The 18,977-nt window shown below is 47.4% G+C and carries 21 protein-coding genes; 15 read left to right on the top strand and 6 right to left on the bottom strand.

Going from position 1 to position 18,977, the window contains the following annotated elements; genetic code table 11:
• The gene (locus KNP93_RS06160; protein WP_131503065.1) at positions 1–924 is read right to left on the bottom strand and encodes an AAA family ATPase; all 924 of its coding nucleotides are present in this window, start codon (positions 922–924) and stop codon (positions 1–3) included.
• A gap of 224 nt (positions 925–1,148) precedes the next feature.
• On the opposite strand from KNP93_RS06160, the gene KNP93_RS06155 reads away from it, so the two are divergent.
• Positions 1,149–1,763 (top strand): NAD(P)-dependent oxidoreductase, encoded by a 615-nt coding sequence (locus KNP93_RS06155; protein ID WP_131973150.1) that lies wholly within the window; start codon positions 1,149–1,151, stop codon positions 1,761–1,763.
• Between the two features lie 60 nt (positions 1,764–1,823).
• Here KNP93_RS06155 and amyS read toward each other — a convergent pair whose 3' ends face one another.
• On the bottom strand, positions 1,824–3,365 hold the full coding sequence (gene amyS / locus KNP93_RS06150; RefSeq protein WP_131503062.1) for an alpha-amylase: 1,542 nt from the start codon (positions 3,363–3,365) through the stop codon (positions 1,824–1,826).
• Between the two features lie 334 nt (positions 3,366–3,699).
• On the opposite strand from amyS, the gene KNP93_RS06145 reads away from it, so the two are divergent.
• Positions 3,700–4,521, top strand: coding sequence for an endonuclease I family protein (locus KNP93_RS06145; protein ID WP_131503061.1), 822 nt, complete (start codon positions 3,700–3,702; stop codon positions 4,519–4,521).
• A 152-nt stretch (positions 4,522–4,673) separates the two neighbouring features.
• Complete coding sequence (locus tag KNP93_RS06140) at positions 4,674–5,261, top strand: YdcF family protein (protein WP_131503059.1); 588 nt, start codon at positions 4,674–4,676, stop codon at positions 5,259–5,261.
• Positions 5,262–5,302: 41 nt separating this feature from the next.
• On the opposite strand, the gene KNP93_RS06135 is transcribed toward KNP93_RS06140, so the two are convergent.
• Together KNP93_RS06135 and ytzI are read right to left on the bottom strand one after the other, a co-directional pair.
• A complete protein-coding gene (locus tag KNP93_RS06135) occupies positions 5,303–5,845 on the bottom strand; it encodes a hypothetical protein (RefSeq protein ID WP_131973149.1) in 543 nt (180 codons plus the stop codon).
• Between the two features lie 133 nt (positions 5,846–5,978).
• Positions 5,979–6,149, bottom strand: a complete 171-nt coding sequence (gene ytzI, locus KNP93_RS06130; protein WP_131503056.1) for a YtzI protein — start codon at positions 6,147–6,149, stop codon at positions 5,979–5,981.
• Positions 6,150–6,270: 121 nt separating this feature from the next.
• Between ytzI and KNP93_RS06125 the strand changes: the two genes are divergently transcribed.
• Entirely contained in the window at positions 6,271–7,374 is a 1,104-nt protein-coding gene (locus KNP93_RS06125; RefSeq protein WP_131973148.1) for a PP2C family protein-serine/threonine phosphatase, read from the top strand.
• Positions 7,375–7,501: 127 nt separating this feature from the next.
• Here KNP93_RS06125 and KNP93_RS06120 read toward each other — a convergent pair whose 3' ends face one another.
• Complete coding sequence (locus KNP93_RS06120; protein WP_131503054.1) at positions 7,502–8,437, bottom strand: magnesium transporter CorA family protein; 936 nt, start codon at positions 8,435–8,437, stop codon at positions 7,502–7,504.
• A gap of 119 nt (positions 8,438–8,556) precedes the next feature.
• Between KNP93_RS06120 and KNP93_RS06115 the strand changes: the two genes are divergently transcribed.
• Positions 8,557–8,922 (top strand): Hpt domain-containing protein, encoded by a 366-nt coding sequence (locus KNP93_RS06115; RefSeq protein WP_188005281.1) that lies wholly within the window; start codon positions 8,557–8,559, stop codon positions 8,920–8,922.
• Positions 8,923–8,993: 71 nt separating this feature from the next.
• On the opposite strand, the gene KNP93_RS06110 is transcribed toward KNP93_RS06115, so the two are convergent.
• Complete coding sequence (locus KNP93_RS06110; RefSeq protein ID WP_131503052.1) at positions 8,994–9,872, bottom strand: chemotaxis protein CheV; 879 nt, start codon at positions 9,870–9,872, stop codon at positions 8,994–8,996.
• Between the two features lie 215 nt (positions 9,873–10,087).
• Between KNP93_RS06110 and KNP93_RS06105 the strand changes: the two genes are divergently transcribed.
• The 10 genes from KNP93_RS06105 (at position 10,088) to KNP93_RS06060 (ending at position 18,850) form a co-directional block, all read left to right on the top strand.
• Positions 10,088–11,527, top strand: coding sequence for an NADP-dependent glyceraldehyde-3-phosphate dehydrogenase (locus tag KNP93_RS06105; RefSeq protein ID WP_214853927.1), 1,440 nt, complete (start codon positions 10,088–10,090; stop codon positions 11,525–11,527).
• A gap of 182 nt (positions 11,528–11,709) precedes the next feature.
• Complete coding sequence (locus tag KNP93_RS06100; protein ID WP_131503050.1) at positions 11,710–12,696, top strand: MBL fold metallo-hydrolase; 987 nt, start codon at positions 11,710–11,712, stop codon at positions 12,694–12,696.
• A complete protein-coding gene (locus KNP93_RS06095; protein WP_214853924.1) occupies positions 12,680–13,438 on the top strand; it encodes an SDR family NAD(P)-dependent oxidoreductase in 759 nt (252 codons plus the stop codon). Before KNP93_RS06100 ends, KNP93_RS06095 begins: the two co-directional genes overlap by 17 nt.
• 15 nt (positions 13,439–13,453) lie before the next feature.
• Positions 13,454–14,647, top strand: coding sequence for an ABC transporter substrate-binding protein (locus KNP93_RS06090; RefSeq protein WP_214853921.1), 1,194 nt, complete (start codon positions 13,454–13,456; stop codon positions 14,645–14,647).
• Positions 14,634–15,398, top strand: coding sequence for an ABC transporter permease (locus KNP93_RS06085; protein WP_214853919.1), 765 nt, complete (start codon positions 14,634–14,636; stop codon positions 15,396–15,398). The genes KNP93_RS06090 and KNP93_RS06085 overlap by 14 nt, the downstream gene beginning before the upstream one ends.
• The gene (locus tag KNP93_RS06080; RefSeq protein WP_214853916.1) at positions 15,395–16,141 is read left to right on the top strand and encodes an ABC transporter permease subunit; all 747 of its coding nucleotides are present in this window, start codon (positions 15,395–15,397) and stop codon (positions 16,139–16,141) included. The genes KNP93_RS06085 and KNP93_RS06080 overlap by 4 nt, the downstream gene beginning before the upstream one ends.
• The gene (locus KNP93_RS06075) at positions 16,113–17,003 is read left to right on the top strand and encodes an ABC transporter ATP-binding protein (RefSeq protein WP_214853913.1); all 891 of its coding nucleotides are present in this window, start codon (positions 16,113–16,115) and stop codon (positions 17,001–17,003) included. Before KNP93_RS06080 ends, KNP93_RS06075 begins: the two co-directional genes overlap by 29 nt.
• A gap of 1 nt (position 17,004) precedes the next feature.
• Positions 17,005–17,586, top strand: coding sequence for a CDP-alcohol phosphatidyltransferase family protein (locus tag KNP93_RS06070; RefSeq protein WP_026828828.1), 582 nt, complete (start codon positions 17,005–17,007; stop codon positions 17,584–17,586).
• The gene (locus KNP93_RS06065) at positions 17,583–18,176 is read left to right on the top strand and encodes an NUDIX hydrolase (RefSeq protein WP_131973143.1); all 594 of its coding nucleotides are present in this window, start codon (positions 17,583–17,585) and stop codon (positions 18,174–18,176) included. The genes KNP93_RS06070 and KNP93_RS06065 overlap by 4 nt, the downstream gene beginning before the upstream one ends.
• A gap of 137 nt (positions 18,177–18,313) precedes the next feature.
• Positions 18,314–18,850, top strand: coding sequence for a PadR family transcriptional regulator (locus KNP93_RS06060; RefSeq protein ID WP_026828826.1), 537 nt, complete (start codon positions 18,314–18,316; stop codon positions 18,848–18,850).
• Positions 18,851–18,977 lie beyond the last annotated feature (127 nt).

Below are 18,977 nucleotides of genomic sequence, written 5' to 3'. Positions count from 1 at the left end.
TCACCCCATTTCAACCGGGACCGGAATGTCATCAAGCAGATGCAGTAATAAATCGGCTTTCGTCGTTTTGATGCCGCCTTCAAGCGTTAACATTAAACGATGGGACAAGACATGTTTCGCCAAGTATTTGATGTCTTCCGGAATGATGAAATCGCGTCCGTTGAGGAAGGCATAACTTTGTGATGCCCGAAGTAAAGCAATCGCACCACGGGGACTGACGCCGACTTCGACGAGAGCATGGTGACGGGTTGCCTGGACGATCGACAATAGATAATCGAGTACATCCTGAGACGCATGAACGCGCCGTGCTTCTTCCTGCCATGTAATCAAGTCGCCGCCTGTCGCGATACCGATGGCTTGTTTCCGGACGTTCGCCAATACTTCGTTCAACAGTTGGCGTTCGTGTTCAAGATCAGGATATCCGACTTCAATCGCCACCATGAAGCGGTCGAGCTGGGCATCCGGAAGCGGGAAGGTTCCGGCGGATTCAATTGGATTTTGCGTGGCGATGACAAAAAACGGAGCCGGCATCTGGTACGTTGTCCCGCCGATTGAGACTTGACGCTCTTCCATCGCTTCGAGCAAAGCAGACTGGGTCCGCGGAACAGCCCGGTTGATTTCGTCAATCAAAACGATGTTCGCAAACAGAGGACCGCGCTTATTCTCAAACTCCTGGGTTTTCATGTTAAAGAAGTCGGAACCGATGACGTCAGACGGCAGCAGGTCGGCCGTGAACTGAATCCGGGAGAAGGCACTGTCGAAACTGTTGGCCAGGGCTTTAGCGAGCATCGTTTTTCCGGTACCCGGTACATCTTCAAGGAGGATATGACCTTCGGCGATCAATGCCGTTAAACACAAATCGATGACATCAGACTTTCCGAGATAGATCGTATTGAGCTGGTCTTTTAATTGTTGTAATTTCAATATGTACGCCTCCGTCTAGTGGAATGAACTTCAAACAGCCGTTTTGAAAAGGATTTAAGAAACAAAGCAACTTAAGGAAAAAATACCCAATATTATTAACTGAATTTTAGCACAAATCGAAAACAAGAAGAAACTATTTCTGATTCACTATAAAATGCCAGACGATTACTGACTGAAAGGGAAGGGTACATGAGTAAAAGAACAGATAAAGGGAGGCCATTTTTATGAAACTGATTATTTTCGGAGCAACCGGACAAACCGGGCAGGAGTTGGTCAAACAGGCGATTGCCCATGGACATACGGTGACGGCATTCGTCCGTAATGCAGACAAACTCGAGTTGACGGACGAGAAACTGCGTGTCATGGAAGGAGACGTACTTAACCAGGACGCAGTGAATCAAGCGATGCAGGGACAAGAGGCAGTATTGACGGCCTTAGGGACCGAGAGTCTCGCATACAGTGGATTTTTAGAACGGAGCCTCTTGCGAATCGTGAATGCGATGAAGGTGAACGGGGTCGAACGGATCGGATACGTCGCTTCTGCGGGAGTCGACCAGGAACTGCCCGGTGCTCAGGGGTTACTTGCTCAACAGATTCTAAAAAATCCCTTAAAGGATCACCGGCAGGCGATTGAACTGTTGAAACAGGCGGACGTCGCCTATACGGTCGCCCGGCCGCTTCGTCTGATGAACGGTCCGTTGACCGGCTTGTATCGCCAAACAGAGAGCGGGGTCCCGGAGCAGGCAAAACAAATCAACCGGGCAGATGTCGCTCACTTTTTACTGGAAGCAATCGAACAGGACGAACATGTCCGCAGCAGCATCGGACTCGCCGAATAAAAAGAAACCGGTTGTTCAGTGGACGGAAACGTCCTGTGAACAACCGGTTTTTTTTTGAACTTATTGCTGGCGGTAGACAGAAACCGAGCCGCCGTTCACGAAGAATTGACCGTAACCGTCCTGATTGATCGTGACGGAAGCCGTGTTGTTGCCGGTGATGTCCGTCCAGACTTCGCCTTTGTTTTGTGTCCCGACGTACATCCATTTACTGCCGCCCGGACCGTCCGACAAAATCGTCGCAAGACCTGATTTTGTACGATCCGTCACACCTTCACGGGTCCAGCCGATGACGTCGGCGTTATCGAGATAATCGTTTTGTTTTCCGAAGGCAAAGTCTTTTCGCGCTTTTAACAGCGGATCGATTTTTGAGGCAAGCGCCGGGATTTCACGGTTCGACGTGCCCTTTGTTCCGTAGTAATCGCCGTAGAAGACCGACGGATATCCTTGTTCACGCGTCAAAATCATGGCGTAAGCAAGCGGTTTGAACCACGATTGTACGGTCGACTCAAGTGATTGCCCCGGCTGGGAATCATGATTCTCAACAAGTGTGACGGCTTGAACCGGATTCGTCTTGACGAGTGTGCCGTCGAAAATTGTCCGCATGTCATAGTAGCCGCCGCCTTTACTCGCCTGCTCGAACTTATAGTGGAGCGGAGCATCAAAGACCGATTGCTGATAGTTCGTTCGGCTCAAATAGTTTTGCAAAGTGCCGAGATCATTTTGCCAGTATTCAGCAACCGTGAATAACGGCTTTCCGGTCGTCTGACGGACGTTCGCGAGCCAGTCTGCGAGATAACCGTGTTTGATGTGTTTGACGGCATCAAGGCGGAATCCGTCGAGACCCAGTTCATTGACGTACCATTTGCCCCAGTTCTTCATTTCCTGCTGAACTTCCGGATGATCGAAATCGATATCCGCATACATCAAGTAGTCATAGTTTCCATTTTCGGTCGAGACGTCAGTATCCCATGCTTTTCCGGTCCCGCGGAATTTGTAGATGGCACTTTTCGAACGGGATTGATCCCAGTCCGTTCCGTCAAAGTGATACCATTTCCACTTAAAGTTCGAATACGTATTGTTTCGCGCCGCGAAATCAAAACCGGTCCAGGCTTGAATCTGGTAATCCCCCGAGATTTCCTGATTGCGGTTGCTGCCACTCACTTCGACCGCTGTCACGGCTTCTGTGAAATCGGCGCCGCCTTTATGATTCATGACGACATCGCCATATACATCGATGCCGGCTGTATGTAGTTGGCTGATTGCTGTTTTCAGTTGAGCTTTCGTTCCATATTTCGTCCGGACGGTTCCTTTTTGATTAAATTCCCCGAGATCGTATAAATCATAAGCGCCGTATCCGACATCGTTTTGGGTCGTCCCTTTGTAAGCGGGGGGTATCCAGACGGAGGTGATCCCGAGTTGATCGAGTTTTGTTGAATCACTGCCGAGGCGGTTCCAGTGGTTGCCGTCATTCGGAACATACCATTCAAAATACTGCATCATCGTGCCGTTATCTGCCGTTGCCCCTACTGCAATCGGTTGCACAAGTGGCGCTAAAAAAGTAGCGGTCGCGAGTGTCGCGACAATCAAGCGTTTTTGTTTCATGAAAAGACCTCCTATAATTTTATGAAAGCGTTTGCATTTATAGTATATCAAGTCTTGAAAGTTGCTGTATCAACCGTGGCGTTTATTTCTGAACATCTTGTTTTCGTGACTTTTGAACCTGGAATATTTTTTGTGGAGAAGAATAATCAGCCGGTTGACCTGTTCTCAAGAAAAAAACAGGACCATCGGACTCTTGAATAACTGAATGAATTTTGATTCAGTTTAGTTCGAGGGATTTTAAGGTCTTTTGTCCAGCTTCTCAGATGCGAAAGGAGGTGTAAAAATGAGGAGGTAAGACGAGCACATACATATGTAACCAAGGGGGAAACACAGTATGAATTGGAAGTCGAAAATCAGCGGGGCGCTTGTCGCTGCACTTGCACTCGGGTCAATTTCGTTTACACCAGTCATCGCTAAAACAGAACCAACGAAAATCGTTGCCGGACCTCAGATGGTCACGTCACAATCGACAATCGACGCGTACTACCTACCAGCGTCGGGTAAGACAGGAGCAGCATTAAAAGCCTCACTGCACGATATCATCGATAACCATACGCAAGTATCATACGATACGGTTTGGACTGCTCTGAAGGAAACGGATCAAGATCCGAACAATGCAAATAATGTCATCGAACTTTACACGGGTAAATCGATTGCCAAGAGCAGTAATGGTGGGAACGTCGGTCAATGGAACCGGGAGCATGTCTGGGCAAAGTCGCACGGTGATTTTGGAACAAGCAACGGACCGGGAACAGATCTGCATCATCTTCGGGCAGAAGACGTCGTCGTCAACAGCGCACGGGGGAATCTTGATTTTGATAACGGCGGAACGAAGTATGCCGGGTGTGACTGCTACCGCGACAGCGATTCATGGGAACCACCGACACGTGTCAAAGGCGATATCGCACGCATGATCTTCTACATGGCAGTACGCTATGAAGGCGGCGGTGAAATTGATTTAGAAGCATCAGAAAACGTCAGCAACGGCACGAATCCACTTCATGGCAAATTGTCGACGCTAAAAGCATGGAACAAACTTGATCCGGTCGATGCGACGGAAATCAGACGAAACGATATCATCTTTGAGAAGTGGCAGAAAAACCGGAATCCGTTTATCGATCACCCGGAATACGTGACATCAATTTGGGGAAATTAATGTCAGGCAGATAAGGAAGAGCGACACACCGATTTTTTGCGGAAGTGTCGCTCTTTTTGCTGAGAAAACGAGTTGAAACCTTTTGAGTGGTGAGGCGTATAGAAAGAGGTGATAAAAAGACAGCAGGATCTTACCACTGAGGGGACATAATTATGAAGAATACAGTTAAACATATCATACGCCGTTTTTATAAAACCGGTCTTGGATTACTCTTATTGCTCACCGTATTCTGGTTCAGTATCGGTTGGTTCGTCGCAAAGGGGGAACGACCGCTTGCGAACGGAAAACATCCTTACGTCATCGTGCTTGGAGCCGGTGTCAAAGGGGAGAAACCCTCGTTGATTTTAAGCAACCGGATTGAGGCAGCTGTCCGGTACGGAAAACAATTTCCGGATACAACATTCATCTTAAGCGGAGGACAAGGGGACGGAGAAGCGATTTCGGAAGCGGAAGCGATGCGACGGGGAATGCTTCAAGGTGGAATCAGTGAAGAACGGTTGTTGCTGGAAGATCAATCGACATCGACGACTGAAAATCTGACGTTTTCAAAACGACTGTTACCGGAATCGGAAAACCGTGTCTCGATCGTGACGTCGGACTTCCATTTGTACCGTGCCCGAAAAGAGGCGGAACAGATGGACTTAAAGACCGACGCCGTTCCGGCTGAGACACCACTGTCTGGCGTCTTGCGTTACGGAATGCGGGAACGTGTTGCGATTGTCGTAAAATACTTCCAATGAAAAAAAACCTTCCCGGATTGTCCCGGAAAGGTTTCATTAAATTATTTATTTTGCTGTGACTGATCTTGTTTCGAATCATCGTGTTGCGTGTTGTTCGGTTGGTGCTCAGGAGGCGCCTCCTCTTTTCCGAGTGCCACATCTTTCGCTTCAACGACTTTACTGCTGATCGAGTTGAGATCTCCTTTAGCTTCAGTGACCGTATCTTTGACGGACGACGCATCAGTCTTGACGGTATCAAGCTCCGTGTTGACTTTGTCATACACGTTTTGGACGTCGGATGCGACTTCCTGGATGATGCTTGAAGCGCTTTTCACTTGGTTGATGACTTGTGATGCTTTGCCTGACGGATCTTCTTTAATCGATGAAGCGAGCGTTGAGACAGAGTCTTTAGCACCGCGCAGGCTTTGTTTCGTATTTTGACGGCTAGATGAGCTGAGTAACGTCAGAAGACCGCCGACGACTGCACCTAGCAGCATTCCTGTAAGTAAACTGACTTGACGACCAGATGAAGTTTCCTGATCGAACTGGCGATTCGGATTTTCGGCATGTACAGCATGAGGATCGTTTGGTAAGTTTGGTTGCATGATTGACACTCCCTTAAAGTATGATTTGACACCATGATAGGAATATACCCTTATCTCACAACTAAAAACATGCATTTGTAATACAACAAAAAGACCATCCAATGATATGATGGTCTGAGACGATTTGATGGTGTTACGGCCGGTGCTTGTCATCGTGCTTTTCAGTTAATTTACGGTTGATTTCATCGTAATCGATTTCGATGTCATCCTTGTTGCCTTTATAGCCGTAACCCTTTGAAATCACGAGGATTGAAGCGACTAAGACGAAGACAATGATTAGAATGGAGACGACATAAAGCCACATGATCCATTCCCCCTTTCATTCTTCTATAGTATGACGGAAAAAGCAGCTTTCGTCTAAACGAAAATGTAAATTGTATGCTAAACTATTTTCAATGAATATGTGGATAGAGCGAGGTGACGACATGAGTATACTGGTCGTAGATGATGAGTTTACGAATTTGATGATTTTAGAACGATTGCTTGAAAATGAAGGATACGATGTGGTCAAGGCGATGAGCGGGGAAGAAGCGCTAGAGCTGATGGAAGATCCGTTGTTCATTGAAACACTGGACGTTGTATTACTTGACGTCGAAATGCCTGGAATCAGTGGCATTGATGCGACACGTCTGATTCGTAAACGGTTTGGCCTGGATGAGTTACCGATCGTCATCGTATCAGGTCGATCGAATGAGGAAGATATTGCAGACGGACTTGATGCCGGTGCTTCCGATTACACGACGAAACCGATTCGGAAAACGGAACTGCTCGCCCGTGTCCGAAATGCGATGTCGCTCAAACAGGCGATTGACGCCCGAAAGCGCTACGAAAAAGTCTTGCAGGAAGACTTTGATTTAGCACAAAAGCTTCAGCAAAGCGTGTTAAGTGCAAACATCGAGGACGAAGACATCCGGATCATGGCGACATACATTCCGTCGAAAAAGCTGGCAGGCGATATGTATGCCTGGTACCGGATTTCGCCGAAAAAATACGGAATCATTTTATTTGATGTCATGGGACACGGTGTATCGTCTGCGTTGATTACGATGGGAATGAGTTCGATTTTATTTGAACTCGTGCACCGCATCGGAGATCCGGCGAAAGTTCTCGAGGAATTAAACAAACAGATGAGCCGCCTGTTCCCGGGCGATGAAACAGAAATTTACTTTACGGCCGTGTACTTGTACATCGAACTGGATGAGATGAAACTCAGTTATGCAAATGCCGGGCATCCACCGGGCTTGCTGCGGATGGGGAATCAAATCATTCCGCTTGAAAATACGGGATTACCAGTCGGGATGTTCGAAGATTCTGAGTATACGAGCCAGACGATTGACCTCGTTTCGCCAGGTTGTGTCTACTTGTATACAGATGGCTTCATGGAATTGTACAGTAAGGGAATCGATGAAGGAATCAGTGCGATTCGTGAATTGATTCAGGAACAGGGACCGGCGATTCATCAATTGATTCAACCGGATCAAAGTGATGATGCGGACGATTTATGTCTCGTGACCATCGAAATCAACTAATCTGCAAAAAAACCACTTTCCTTTTGATGGACTTAGGTAGAGGGCCGAAGAGACAGTCGTCTCAACACGCGTTTCTAGGCTAAGGCATTCAAAAGTAAGTGGTTTTTTGTCCATCCATTCATACGCACTAAAAGAAACGGCGGCGCCATAAAATAAAGGCGGCTAAGCCAGAGAAGAAAATCATCATGCCGAAGACAATCCAAAAGCCCATGACTTCGCCTTCCCACGGCACATGAACGTTCATCCCGAACATTCCGGAAATCATGGTCGGGATCGAGATGACAATCGTGATCGACGCGAGAAACTTCATGACGAAGTTGACATTGTTTGAGATGACGGAACCAAACGTATCCATCGTTGAGCTGATAATATCTTTATAGATTTGGGCCATTTCCATGGCCTGGCGGTGTTCAACGAACACATCTTCGAGCAGGTCTTCATCGTCTTCGTGTTTTTCAAGACTCGGTGTTTTGATGATCCGGTCGAGTACTCCGTCGTTTGACTTCAAGGAAGTCATGAAATACACAAGTGATTTTTGTAAATTCATTAATTGGAAAATTTCTTGATTTCGCATCGAACGTTGTAATTCTTCCTCGAGCTCATCCATCCGGCGGTCGATTTGCCGCAGGAACCGGAGATACGAAGAACTGACTTTATATAAGATTTGAAAGACGAATCGGGAACGGTAATTCGTCCGGAACGCGCGGAGTTTTCCGCTTGAGAATAACGTCAGGACATCCAACTGTTGCGAACAGACGGTGATGAAGTGTCTTGACGTCACGATGATACCGAGTGGAATCGTATTGTAACGGCGTCCGGATGATTCTTCTTCAATGTAAGGAACGTCGACAATCATCAACAAACCTTCATCATCTTTCTCGAAACGAGGTTTTTCCTCGACATCAAGTGGGTCATAAATAAAATCCTCAGGAATTTTCGTAGCAGCGATGACTTGATCGGCTTCGTCTTTTGTCGGATTGACAAGATGAATCCAGGAACCTTTCGTAAACTCCTGAATTTCGTTGACTGCCCCCGTCACATCACTTCGATAAATCGTCAACATTGTCTATCCCTCCTGCTCTTCACTTTTTTATTATAGGAATACTATATCGACCGTGTAAATGATTCTCAGATTTTTTTTTAAAACGAATAGTGATAATATAGAAAAGAGGAGGGGAAAAGATGCCTTTTTTTAATGAAAAGAAGTTAGAAGAACTACGTCTGATTGCAGGCGGTGATGATGTATTCTTGCAAAAAATCGGTGAGACGTATATTGCCCAGTTTGATCGGAAGTTTCCGGAATTGAAGGATGCGGTCGAAGCAAACGATGCCGAACAGACGGAAAAATTAGCTCATTTACTTAAGGGTGCCTCCTATTCCGTTGCGGCGGATGACTTAGCGGATGACTTTGAATTGCTGGAAAAAGAGGCGGAGACAGGCTCAGTCGAGAATGCGGCCGGTGTTTTGACCCGGATTGAAGACTGCATGGTAGATTTCAGAAAAATTTGGCTGAATGTATTTCTCGGAAAAAACAGTGATTTCGTTTAATAAAATACGTCTAAACAAATAACCGTTTCCTGATTAGTCAGGAGACGGTTATTTGTTTAGGAAACTATTAGTCAGAGCACGTATGTATCGACGGTTTCAATCAGTCGACCGATTTCTGGTTTTGTAATCTGTGCGTTCACACCGACAGATTCGCCTTTATGACGGAGGTCATCCGAAATCAAGGATGAGAAGACGACGATTGGTAACTCCGCATAACGATCATCTTCACGCAATCGTTTCGTCAAATGCAGTCCATCCATCTTCGGCATCTCGATGTCGGTAATCAAGAGATCGCAGTCGCTGCCTGCCTCAAACGCGTCCAATGCATCTTTACCATTGATGAACCATTTCAAGCCATGATAACCGGCTTCCTCCAGCGTTTCAATAATGAGAGTCCGGAGCATTTCCGAATCTTCCGCAATCCAAATCGTTTTGTTCGACCGGTTGCGGGGTGAAACACGGCGGCCTTCTTCGCGGGCAAAGATGTCTTTGCGGGAAAGTTCCAGCGCAATTTTCTCATAATCAAGCAAGATAATCATCTTGTCTCCCGTCTTGACGACACCATTCGTCAATCCTTCGATGCCGCGGGCAAGTTCGTTTGGTGTATCAATCTGTTCCCATGAAATACGACGGATTTCCGTTACGGAATCGACACGGAGGACACTCTTCTCGCCGTTAAACTCACAGATGATCAAGCGATCATCCGTTGTTTCTTCGTGGGCCACACCAATGACAGTCGGTAAATCGATGACCGTCATGACTTCACCCCGAAGCTCGATCAACCCTTTGACGGCGTCCGGTGTTCCGGGTAATGGTGTCATCGGTAACGGAACGATGATTTCCCGGACTTTCATGACATTGATGCCGAACGTATACGGTCCGCAATGAAAAATAACGATTTCCAATTCATTTGTTCCAGCTTCTAATAAAATATCGTGTTGATTGTACACGTAATTGAGCCCCTTTCCATCCTGCACTGCACTTCTGACTAGTTATCGGCAGAAAGAAGCGATTCTTCCACATCAAAAAGAATAAAAAAGTTATTGAAATCGCTTTCATTTTATGTTAAGCAAAAAGTTTGGCATTTGTCTGACCAATTGATTACAATAGGCTATGCAGCCACACACTGAAGTGAGAGAGAAAAAATAAATGGAGGTCGAGTGGAATGACTACAGCAACAACATACACATACTTATTAGACGGGCAATGGCAGGAAAGTGAATCCAATGAAACCATTGAAATTTCTTCCCCTTATAAAGAAGATACAGTCGGTCGCGTTCAAGCGATGACAAAATCAGAAGTAGACCGGGCTATTTCGTCTGCTAAAACAGCACAAGCGCAGTGGGCGAAAGTCCCTGCCAACAAACGGGCCGAATTGCTTCATGCCTGGGCAACGGAGTTAGAAAAACGTGCGGACGAAATTGGTAGAGTCATCATGCGTGAAGTTGGTAAAGGGCTTGCTGACGGAATCAAAGAAGTCAAACGGACGGCGGAAATCATCCGTTATACAGCAGAAGAAGGCCTTCGTTTTGACGGTCAAATGATGCAAGGAGACTCATTCCCGGGTGGAAGTGCTAAAAAAATCGCAATCATTAAAAAAGCACCGCTCGGCGTCGTACTGGCGATTTCACCGTTTAACTATCCAGTCAATCTTGCGGCTGCGAAACTTGCACCGGCTTTGATGACAGGAAACGCCGTCGTCTTCAAACCGGCAACACAAGGTTCAATCAGTGGTACGTTGATGGTTGAAGCACTTGTCGCGGCAGGATTGCCGTCAGGTCTTGTTAACCTCGTGACAGGACGCGGTTCAGTCATCGGAGATTATTTGACAGCGCATCCGGGCATCAACATGATTACTTTTACAGGTGGTACAGCAACAGGACAACACTTGTCACGTCAATCCGCGATGATTCCACTCGTTCTCGAACTTGGCGGGAAAGACCCGGCCCTCGTTCTTGAGGATGCGGATCTCTCGCTAGCGGCAGATCACATCATCAGCGGTGCGTTTTCGTATTCCGGACAACGTTGCACAGCCATCAAACGAGTATTTGTTCTTGAAGAACAGGCGGATGCGCTTGTCGCAGAATTGTCTGCCCGGATCGCGAAATTGACAGTCGGTTCGCCGGAAGACGAAAGTGTTGTCGTCCCGTTGATCGATGCGAAATCAGCTGATTTCGTCGAAGGATTGATTACAGATGCAAAAGAAAAAGGGGCAACGCTCGTTACAGGCGGAAACCGGACGGCGAACCTGATTGAGCCGACACTGTTTGACCACGTGACACGCGATATGCGGATTGCATGGGAAGAACCATTCGGACCGGTCTTACCCGTCATCCGTGTCAACTCGGTCGAGGAAATGATTGCCTATGCGAACGAATCGGAATACGGTCTTCAAGCAAGTGTCTTCACGGAAAACATCGACGCAGCATTCAGTGTCGCCGATGCGCTTGAAACGGGTTCTGTCCAAATTAACGGTCGGACGGAACGTGGTCCCGATCATTTCCCATTCATCGGTGTAAAATCATCGGGTCTTGGTGTACAGGGTGTCGGACGAAGCCTCGCTTCGATGACACGCGATAAAGTAACAGTGCTCAACTTAAAATAAGAACAATTTTTATGGAAGCGACCTTTCAATCTGCGGAAAGGTCGCTTCTTTTTGCATCCAAATGCTGTCGTCAGCCGTATTCTTTTTAGAACTTTAGTGATTTGAGGGCGACAAAGTTTGCCGCTGTCGCTTCTTTCTCTCTATAATGAAGGAAACCATCCAGAGAGAAGAGGGGTTTACCGATGCGACAAGAAGATGAAATCTTTACGTTACCGATTCCGACACCATTTCCTGTCGGAGATATCAATTGTTATCTGCTACGGACCGATACGGAAACCATTTTAATCGATTGTGGTCCGGATACGGATCAAGCCTGGCAAGCGATGCAAGATGGTCTCGGGAAAATCGGAGTGACGGTTTCGATGCTCGATAAAGTGATCGTGACGCACCACCATGCGGATCATGCCGGGCTTGCCTATCGTTTTTCCGAACAGGGGATTCCGATTTATGGACATGCCCGACTAAGACCCTACTTAGAACAAGATCAAGCGTTTTTGAGCAGGGGGGATGATTTCCTGCAACGATTGGCCTTGTCGTTTGGTGTGCCGGACGAAATACGGGCGCTTTTACCAAGTTATTTATCCGCTTTGAAATGGCTCGGGAAGGGACAACTGGATCATGTCCTGCAAGAAGGGGACGCGATTACGACGTCAGGCGCCTATCGAGTCATTGAACTGCCGGGACATGCGAGCGATCAAATCGGTATTCTCGGTCAGTCGGGAGTTCTGTTTGCAGCAGATCATCTGCTGGCGCGTGTCGAACCGAATCCGTTGCTCGAGCAACCGCAACCCGGAGATGAATCGGACATGAAACGGCCGGTTCTCGCTTATATGCGCTCTTTGCGCAAACTGCAGGGAGAACGGATCGAGATTGCCTACACCGGACACGGTGAGCCGATTCGCGATGTTCCGTCCTTGATTGAAGAACGTTTGTTGCAACGTAAAGCGCGCGGCGAACAGTTGCTGAAGCATATCGTAGGTACGAAAACGCTGTTTGAACTCGCACAAGTGACGTACGGAAACCGTTTAAAGAAATCGTTCCCGCTCGTCATGAGTGAGATGAAAGCCCGCCTCGACTACCTCGTGGCCAGTGGACAGATCCTTGTCGAAAAACAGGACGGAATTTTACGGTATACGCGAAAGGGCAGTGAACATGAATCTCATGAATAAAACGGTCATCTTGACCGGTGCCTCCAGTGGACTCGGGGAAGCTCTTGCATACGAGCTGAACCGGCAGGGGGTGAACTTAATCTTAGTCGCCCGGCGGGAAAATCGGTTGCAACAGATTGCAAAGACACTTCAAGCGGAATACGTGGTTTATGATTTAGAACATTCACCGGAGCGTCTGGCTGATCAAATAGCTGAACGATATGGCATGATTGATGTATTAATCAACAATGCCGGGTTCGGGGAGTTCAGTTTTTTAGAGGAGACGACGATTGAGACCATCGAATCAATGAACCGGGTCAATGTCCTGACGCCGATTCGATTGACGAAAGCCTGTCTCCCGCTGTTTCGTCCACATGGCATGATTGTCAACGTGGCAAGTCAGGCAGGGAAGTTACCTACACCTAAGTCGACGATTTATTGTATGACAAAAGCCGCCTTATATCAGTTTTCCAATGCTTTGCGTCTTGAACTGAGGCCGAAGGGGCTTCATGTCATGACCGTTAATCCTGGCCCGATTGCGACGGAATTTTTTGTTCGGGCGGATCTCAGCCGGAAATACGAAAATAACGTTGCGAGCATCGTGTTGTCGAAAGAAAAATTAGCACGAACGGTTACCCGGGCCATCATCCGCGAAAAACGCGAGGTCAATGCACCTTTGTGGATGGAAGGTTCGGCAAAAGCCTACGGATTGTTTCCGCGGGTCATTGAATGGCTTGGTAAGTCAGGCTTTGATAAAAAATAAAGGGGATTTTCACACATGATAAAACAAATGACTGCAATCGCAGCAACAGGCCTGCTTCTTGCCGGATGTGCGTCTCCAACAGCACCGGTTCAGGAAAAAGTATTAGGTTCTTCCTATACATCGATTGAAAAGGACGCAAACGCAACGATTGTCCGGATGTATATGTGGGGCGGCGATGAGGGAATCAATGCCTATATCGATGAATACGTGGCACCAAAAGTAAAAAAAGAGCATAAAATTACGCTGAAGCGGGTTCCGATTGAAACAGCCGATTTGATTCAAAAGCTCCGGGCGGAAAAGAAAGCCGGGAAAGAAACGGGCGTAATTGATGTCGTCTGGATTAACGGCGACAACTTCCGGAATGCGAAAAAGGACGGCTTGTTATACGGTGAGATCACGAAAGTGTTGCCAAACATGAAATATGTCGATCCACAGGCACAAGGGTCAGACAGCGGGACGCCGACCGATCATTTGGAAGCGGCATGGGGAAAAGTTCAATATACGTTCCATTACGACAAGGCGAGTGTCGCGAACCCACCGAAGGACCTCCAGGAACTCAAAAGTTGGGTGAAAGAAAATCCGGGCAAATTCACGTATCCGGAAGTGACGGACTTTACGGGGAATGCGTTCGTCCGCCATGTCATGTATGGGGTGGAGTCAAAAGAAACGTTAAAAGATCCGAAAGCAGACTTTAAGAAGACCTGGGCGTATTTAAACGAACTGAAGCCTTATTTATGGAAAGAGGGCAAAACGTATCCGAAAACACTGGCACAGCTTGACCAGTTGTACGCTAAAGGAAGTGTTGCGTTCACGATGGGCTTCAACGAACGCCGGGCGGAACAGGAAGTGAAGTCAGGGACATTCCCGAAAGAGACACGTCCGCTCGTCTTGACCGATGGTTCGATCGCTTCGACCCATTTCCTGTCGATTCCGTTTAATGCGCCGAATCCGAATGGAGCACTCGTTACGATCAACACGTTGTTGTCGCCGGATGCTCAACTCAAGAAATTTGATGGCACGTATTGGGGAGACGGAACAAGTTTAGATTTGACGACAGTAAGCTCAACGGAACGACAGGCATTTGAAGACGTTCCGGCAGCTGCGTCAACACCGAAACCGGCAGCATTCGACGGCAAAGTCCGTGCGGAACTGGATCCGGCATTCTTTGATTTGATCCGGAAAGACTGGCCGGAACGTGTGGCGCGGTAATGCCTGGCCTGCCACGTTGCTGATTACCGGTATGGTCGGCTATGGTCTTTTCGTCAGTCTGTCGATGACGACTTGGAGAGATTACAGTCGATTGTTCCGAGATCCGGTATTTTTGGAAAGTATTGGAATTAGTTTATACGTGGCAGTCAGCAGTACGATACTGTCTGTATTGATCGGGGCCTGGCTGGCTGGATTTTTTGCCAAACAAACGGGATGGACGGCACAGGTTTTGGCCGTTCCGTTATTTTTACCCCATCTTGGCGCCGCCTATTTGGCCATCCTTTATTTGAGTGATTTACCGGTCATCAGTCCGCATGAAGTGAATCAATTCAGCATCATCCTGACGTATCTCTACAAAGAAATTCCGTTTGTCTTTTTTTATTTGTTACCGGTTTACCGGCGCCTTGATCACCGGTATGAAGAACTCGGATTAATGCTCGGGCTGTCGCGACTGAAACGGTTTTGGCATGGAAAAGGCGTATTTTTACTGTTTCCTGTCCTCGAGGCAGCGTTCATTGTTTTTGCCTTTACCTTATTTGCTTACGAAGTCCCGGCGCTGCTCGGTGTGACGTATCCGAAGCTGATTGGCGTCTATGCGTTTGATTTATATACGCAAGGGGATTTATCCCGTCAACCGGAAGCCTTTGCCATCAGTGTTCTTTTGACCGGAATCTTATTTTTGCTGTTAGTGATCTTTACACGTACGATTCGTCCGTTAACGGAGCGGATCAGTAAGGGGCGGGTAGAATGAAGAGAAGGGCAATAACAGCAGTAATCGGATTGCTAGTACTCGTTCCGTTACTCGGATTGATTCCGTCGACCTGGACCTGGAACCCGCGATTATTCGAAACGTTGACGACAACGGTTTCAATGATTGCGGTCTTGACATTGCTCAATCATTTGATTGGTTATGTCACAGGAAAGGCGATTGCGTTTCGGGCGGGACGACTCATCCGGTATATGGAACTGTTGATCAGTTTGCCACTTTTCCTGCCGGTGTTATTATTGTCGTTTGGTCTCTATCTGACGTGGATCCGGTTAGGGCTCGCCGATCAATTTATCGGTGTACTGTTGGTTTTACTGCTTCCGACGTTACCGTACACGATCCGGATGTATACGAATGCGTTTCAAGCACTGGGTGAACAGATGATGGAGCAAATGGTGTTGATTGAACCAAGCCGGTTGAAACGGTTTCTTTTTTTGACAGGACCGATGATGCGTTCTGCGATCCAGTCTGTCACGTTACTTGTAACGGTCATCGCCTTGAGTCAGTATGCGCTCGTTACCTTAATCGGGGGCGGAGTCGTTCAAATGATTGCCCTTGAAGCGTTTCCGCTCTATTCCGGCAATTCCTTGGTTGCCGCTAAAGAAGCGACGATTTGGTTATTGGTTTTACCTTTTTTGATTTATTTTGTGCAACTCATTTTATTAGAAGGATGGGTGCAAGTAGTTCGGAGGCTGTTAGATGGACGTTACGATTCAGCACGTCAATAAACGATTTGGCCAAAAACAAGTCCTGCAGGCGATTGATTTACACATTCCGTCCGGTCAATGTGTTGCACTTGTTGGTCCGAGTGGAAGCGGGAAAACGACGCTGCTGCGATTGATTGCAGGTCTTGAGAAAGTATCAGGCGGTATCATTCGTTTCGGTGAAACCGACATGACGCACGTTGCTCCAAATCAACGGGGGGTGACGATGTTGTTCCAACGTCCGTTACTGTTCCCTCATTTGACAGTCGGACAAAATATCCGGATTGGTATGGCGACAGGTCGTCAACAGGACGTCCAAGAGTGGTTGACCAAAGTCGGATTAACAGGGCGGGCCGATGCCTATGTCCATGAATTATCCGGCGGAGAGCAACAACGGGCCAGTCTTGCACGGGCTTTGGCAAGCGGACCGAATTTCCTGTTGCTTGACGAACCGTTCTCAAGTCTTGATTTACCACGCCGCCGTGAACTGCGGACGCTGATTCGGCGCTTAACGGTCGCAGAAGGTGTGACGACGTTACTTGTCACGCATGACCGTGAGGAAGCGATGGCGATGGCGGATTATGTTTACGTCATGGAACAGGGACAAATCATTGATCAGGGACATCCGATTGAATTAGCGCAAAAAAGTCCATTTTTTGGTGACGGATTGTATCTGGACGGAGAGTGGTATCCGTTATCCGAAGTGAAGTTGGTCTTAAGACCGACGAACGGATTACAGGAACGTGTTACGATTACGAAAGAGCTGACACAGTACGGTGTTCGATTTTATGAAGTTGAACGCCAGACGGGAGAGCGGCTTGTCGTTCAAACGACAGAGACGTTCAATGAGAAAGTGACAGCTTATCTTGTGAGGAAGGAGGGGTAGCATGTTAGATACGCGCGCCAGAAAAGTCGTCCAGCCCCTTTTTGAGCAAATGGCGACATTATTGAAGAAGATGGGGCTTTCAGCCAACCAAGTGACAATCATTTCCGGCATCATCGGTGCTTCGACCGGTTTCTTTGTCTATAACGATATGATGGGAATTGCAATTTTATTATTATGGCTGTCGGGAGCGCTTGATGTCGTCGATGGCACGATGGCACGACGGGAAAAAACAACGCCGATCGGAACGATTCTTGATTTAGTCCTCGACCGGATCGTGGAATTATCCGTCCTGATTGGTATTGCCCTGCGCTTTCCGGAGACGCAGGTCGTTATTTTATTACTCGTCGCTTCATTCGTCATCGGTATGACGATGTTTCTTGCAATCGGTGCAGTCAGCGATAATTACGGATTCAAATCATTTCAGTATCAGCCGGGTCTTGTCGAACGGACGGAAGGATTTCTTTTCCTGACTGCAATGTTACTGTTCCCAAGCGCCATCATTTGGATTGCCGTCATCTTTTTGATTGCTGAATTGTACACAGTCGGCGAACGGTTTTATCAAGCGTCGAAGGTGTTGCGATGAGTGAATCGGAACAGTTGATGGTCGTCGATTCATCCGGTCAGCGGCTGTATCCGGAGACCCGGGAAACGGTACACCGGGATGGATTATGGCATGAAACGTTTCATTGCTTTGTCATTGATCTCGACAAAGGACACGTTTTGTTACAGCAACGGGCGAAGCAGAAAAAGGATTTTCCGGATTTGATTGATATCACGGCTGCCGGACATCTGCTCGCAGGTGAGACGCCAAGGGATGGAATCCGCGAACTCAAAGAAGAGATTGGGCTTGTCCGGCAGTTTAATCAGTTGTTCCCCCTTGGCGTTTTCCTGGAAGAGTTGATAGTAGGGGACTTGAAAGATCGTGAACGAGTCCATCTGTTCCTGGCGGATTCACCAATGCCGCTCGAACATTATGTCCTGCAAACAGAAGAGGTCAGTCGATTGATCGCCTTACCATTTTCTGAATTTGTACGACTGGCAGACGGGACAGCAGAAACGTTTGAGACAGTTGATCAAGAAATCCTCCGGCGAAATCAATTCGTCCCGCATCCGCTTGCATACTTTAGACGTGTGAGCGAAGGGATTCAAGCATATCGTGTACAACAAATGTAACGAAAGGACGGTCACGCTATTTTCTGCGGAAGTCCTTTCGTCTTTTTTTTGTGGTAAAGCTAGGCAAAAAGTAGCATAATGGACATTTCTTTGAGATAATTAACAATATATACATTTGATGAAAGAAGGTGCAGCCAGTGGCGTTACGATTTGCATTGCTCGGACTGCTAACTCAAGGAGAAGCGACCGGATATGATTTAAGTACGACGTTCAAAAAACAGATGACACACTTTTGGACGGCGCATCATACACAAATTTACCGTGAATTATTGAAGATGGAAGACGATCAGCTTGTGACGAGCGTCTATATCGTCCAAGAAGACTTACCGGATAAAAAAGTCTATTCGATTACGGAAGCCGGTCAAACGGCACTTGTCGCCTGGTTGCGTGCACCAAGCGAATTCAAGCCGAAGATGAAAGATGAAAATTTGATGCGGGTGTCATTATTGCATCTCTTGCCGCCGGATGAAGCGATTCTGTATTTGGAGGAATCGAAGCGACATCATCAGTTTGCCGTCGATATGATGAAGGTGTGGCGGAAAGATCATTTAGAAAACGGGGCAACGCTCGGGGAAACCTTGACGAGTGAATACGGCTTACGCATGATGCTGAATTATCTCGACTGGTGTGACTGGGCGATGGAGGAAATAAAGAAAAGTCAGACGAATGTCTGAACCATACAGTGATGTCATCAATCCTTTGTCAAAACAGGGGATTGTTTTTTTGCGTCGTCAAAAGAGCATTCGAGACAGACGATATGGTACAGTAAATGAATTGTAAAGGGATTAGAGGAGGACTACG

It is taken from the genome of Exiguobacterium sp. s166, from assembly GCF_018618855.1.
Lineage (GTDB): Bacteria > Bacillota > Bacilli > Exiguobacteriales > Exiguobacteriaceae > Exiguobacterium_A.
This window is presented reverse-complemented; position numbering and strand designations above follow the sequence as displayed.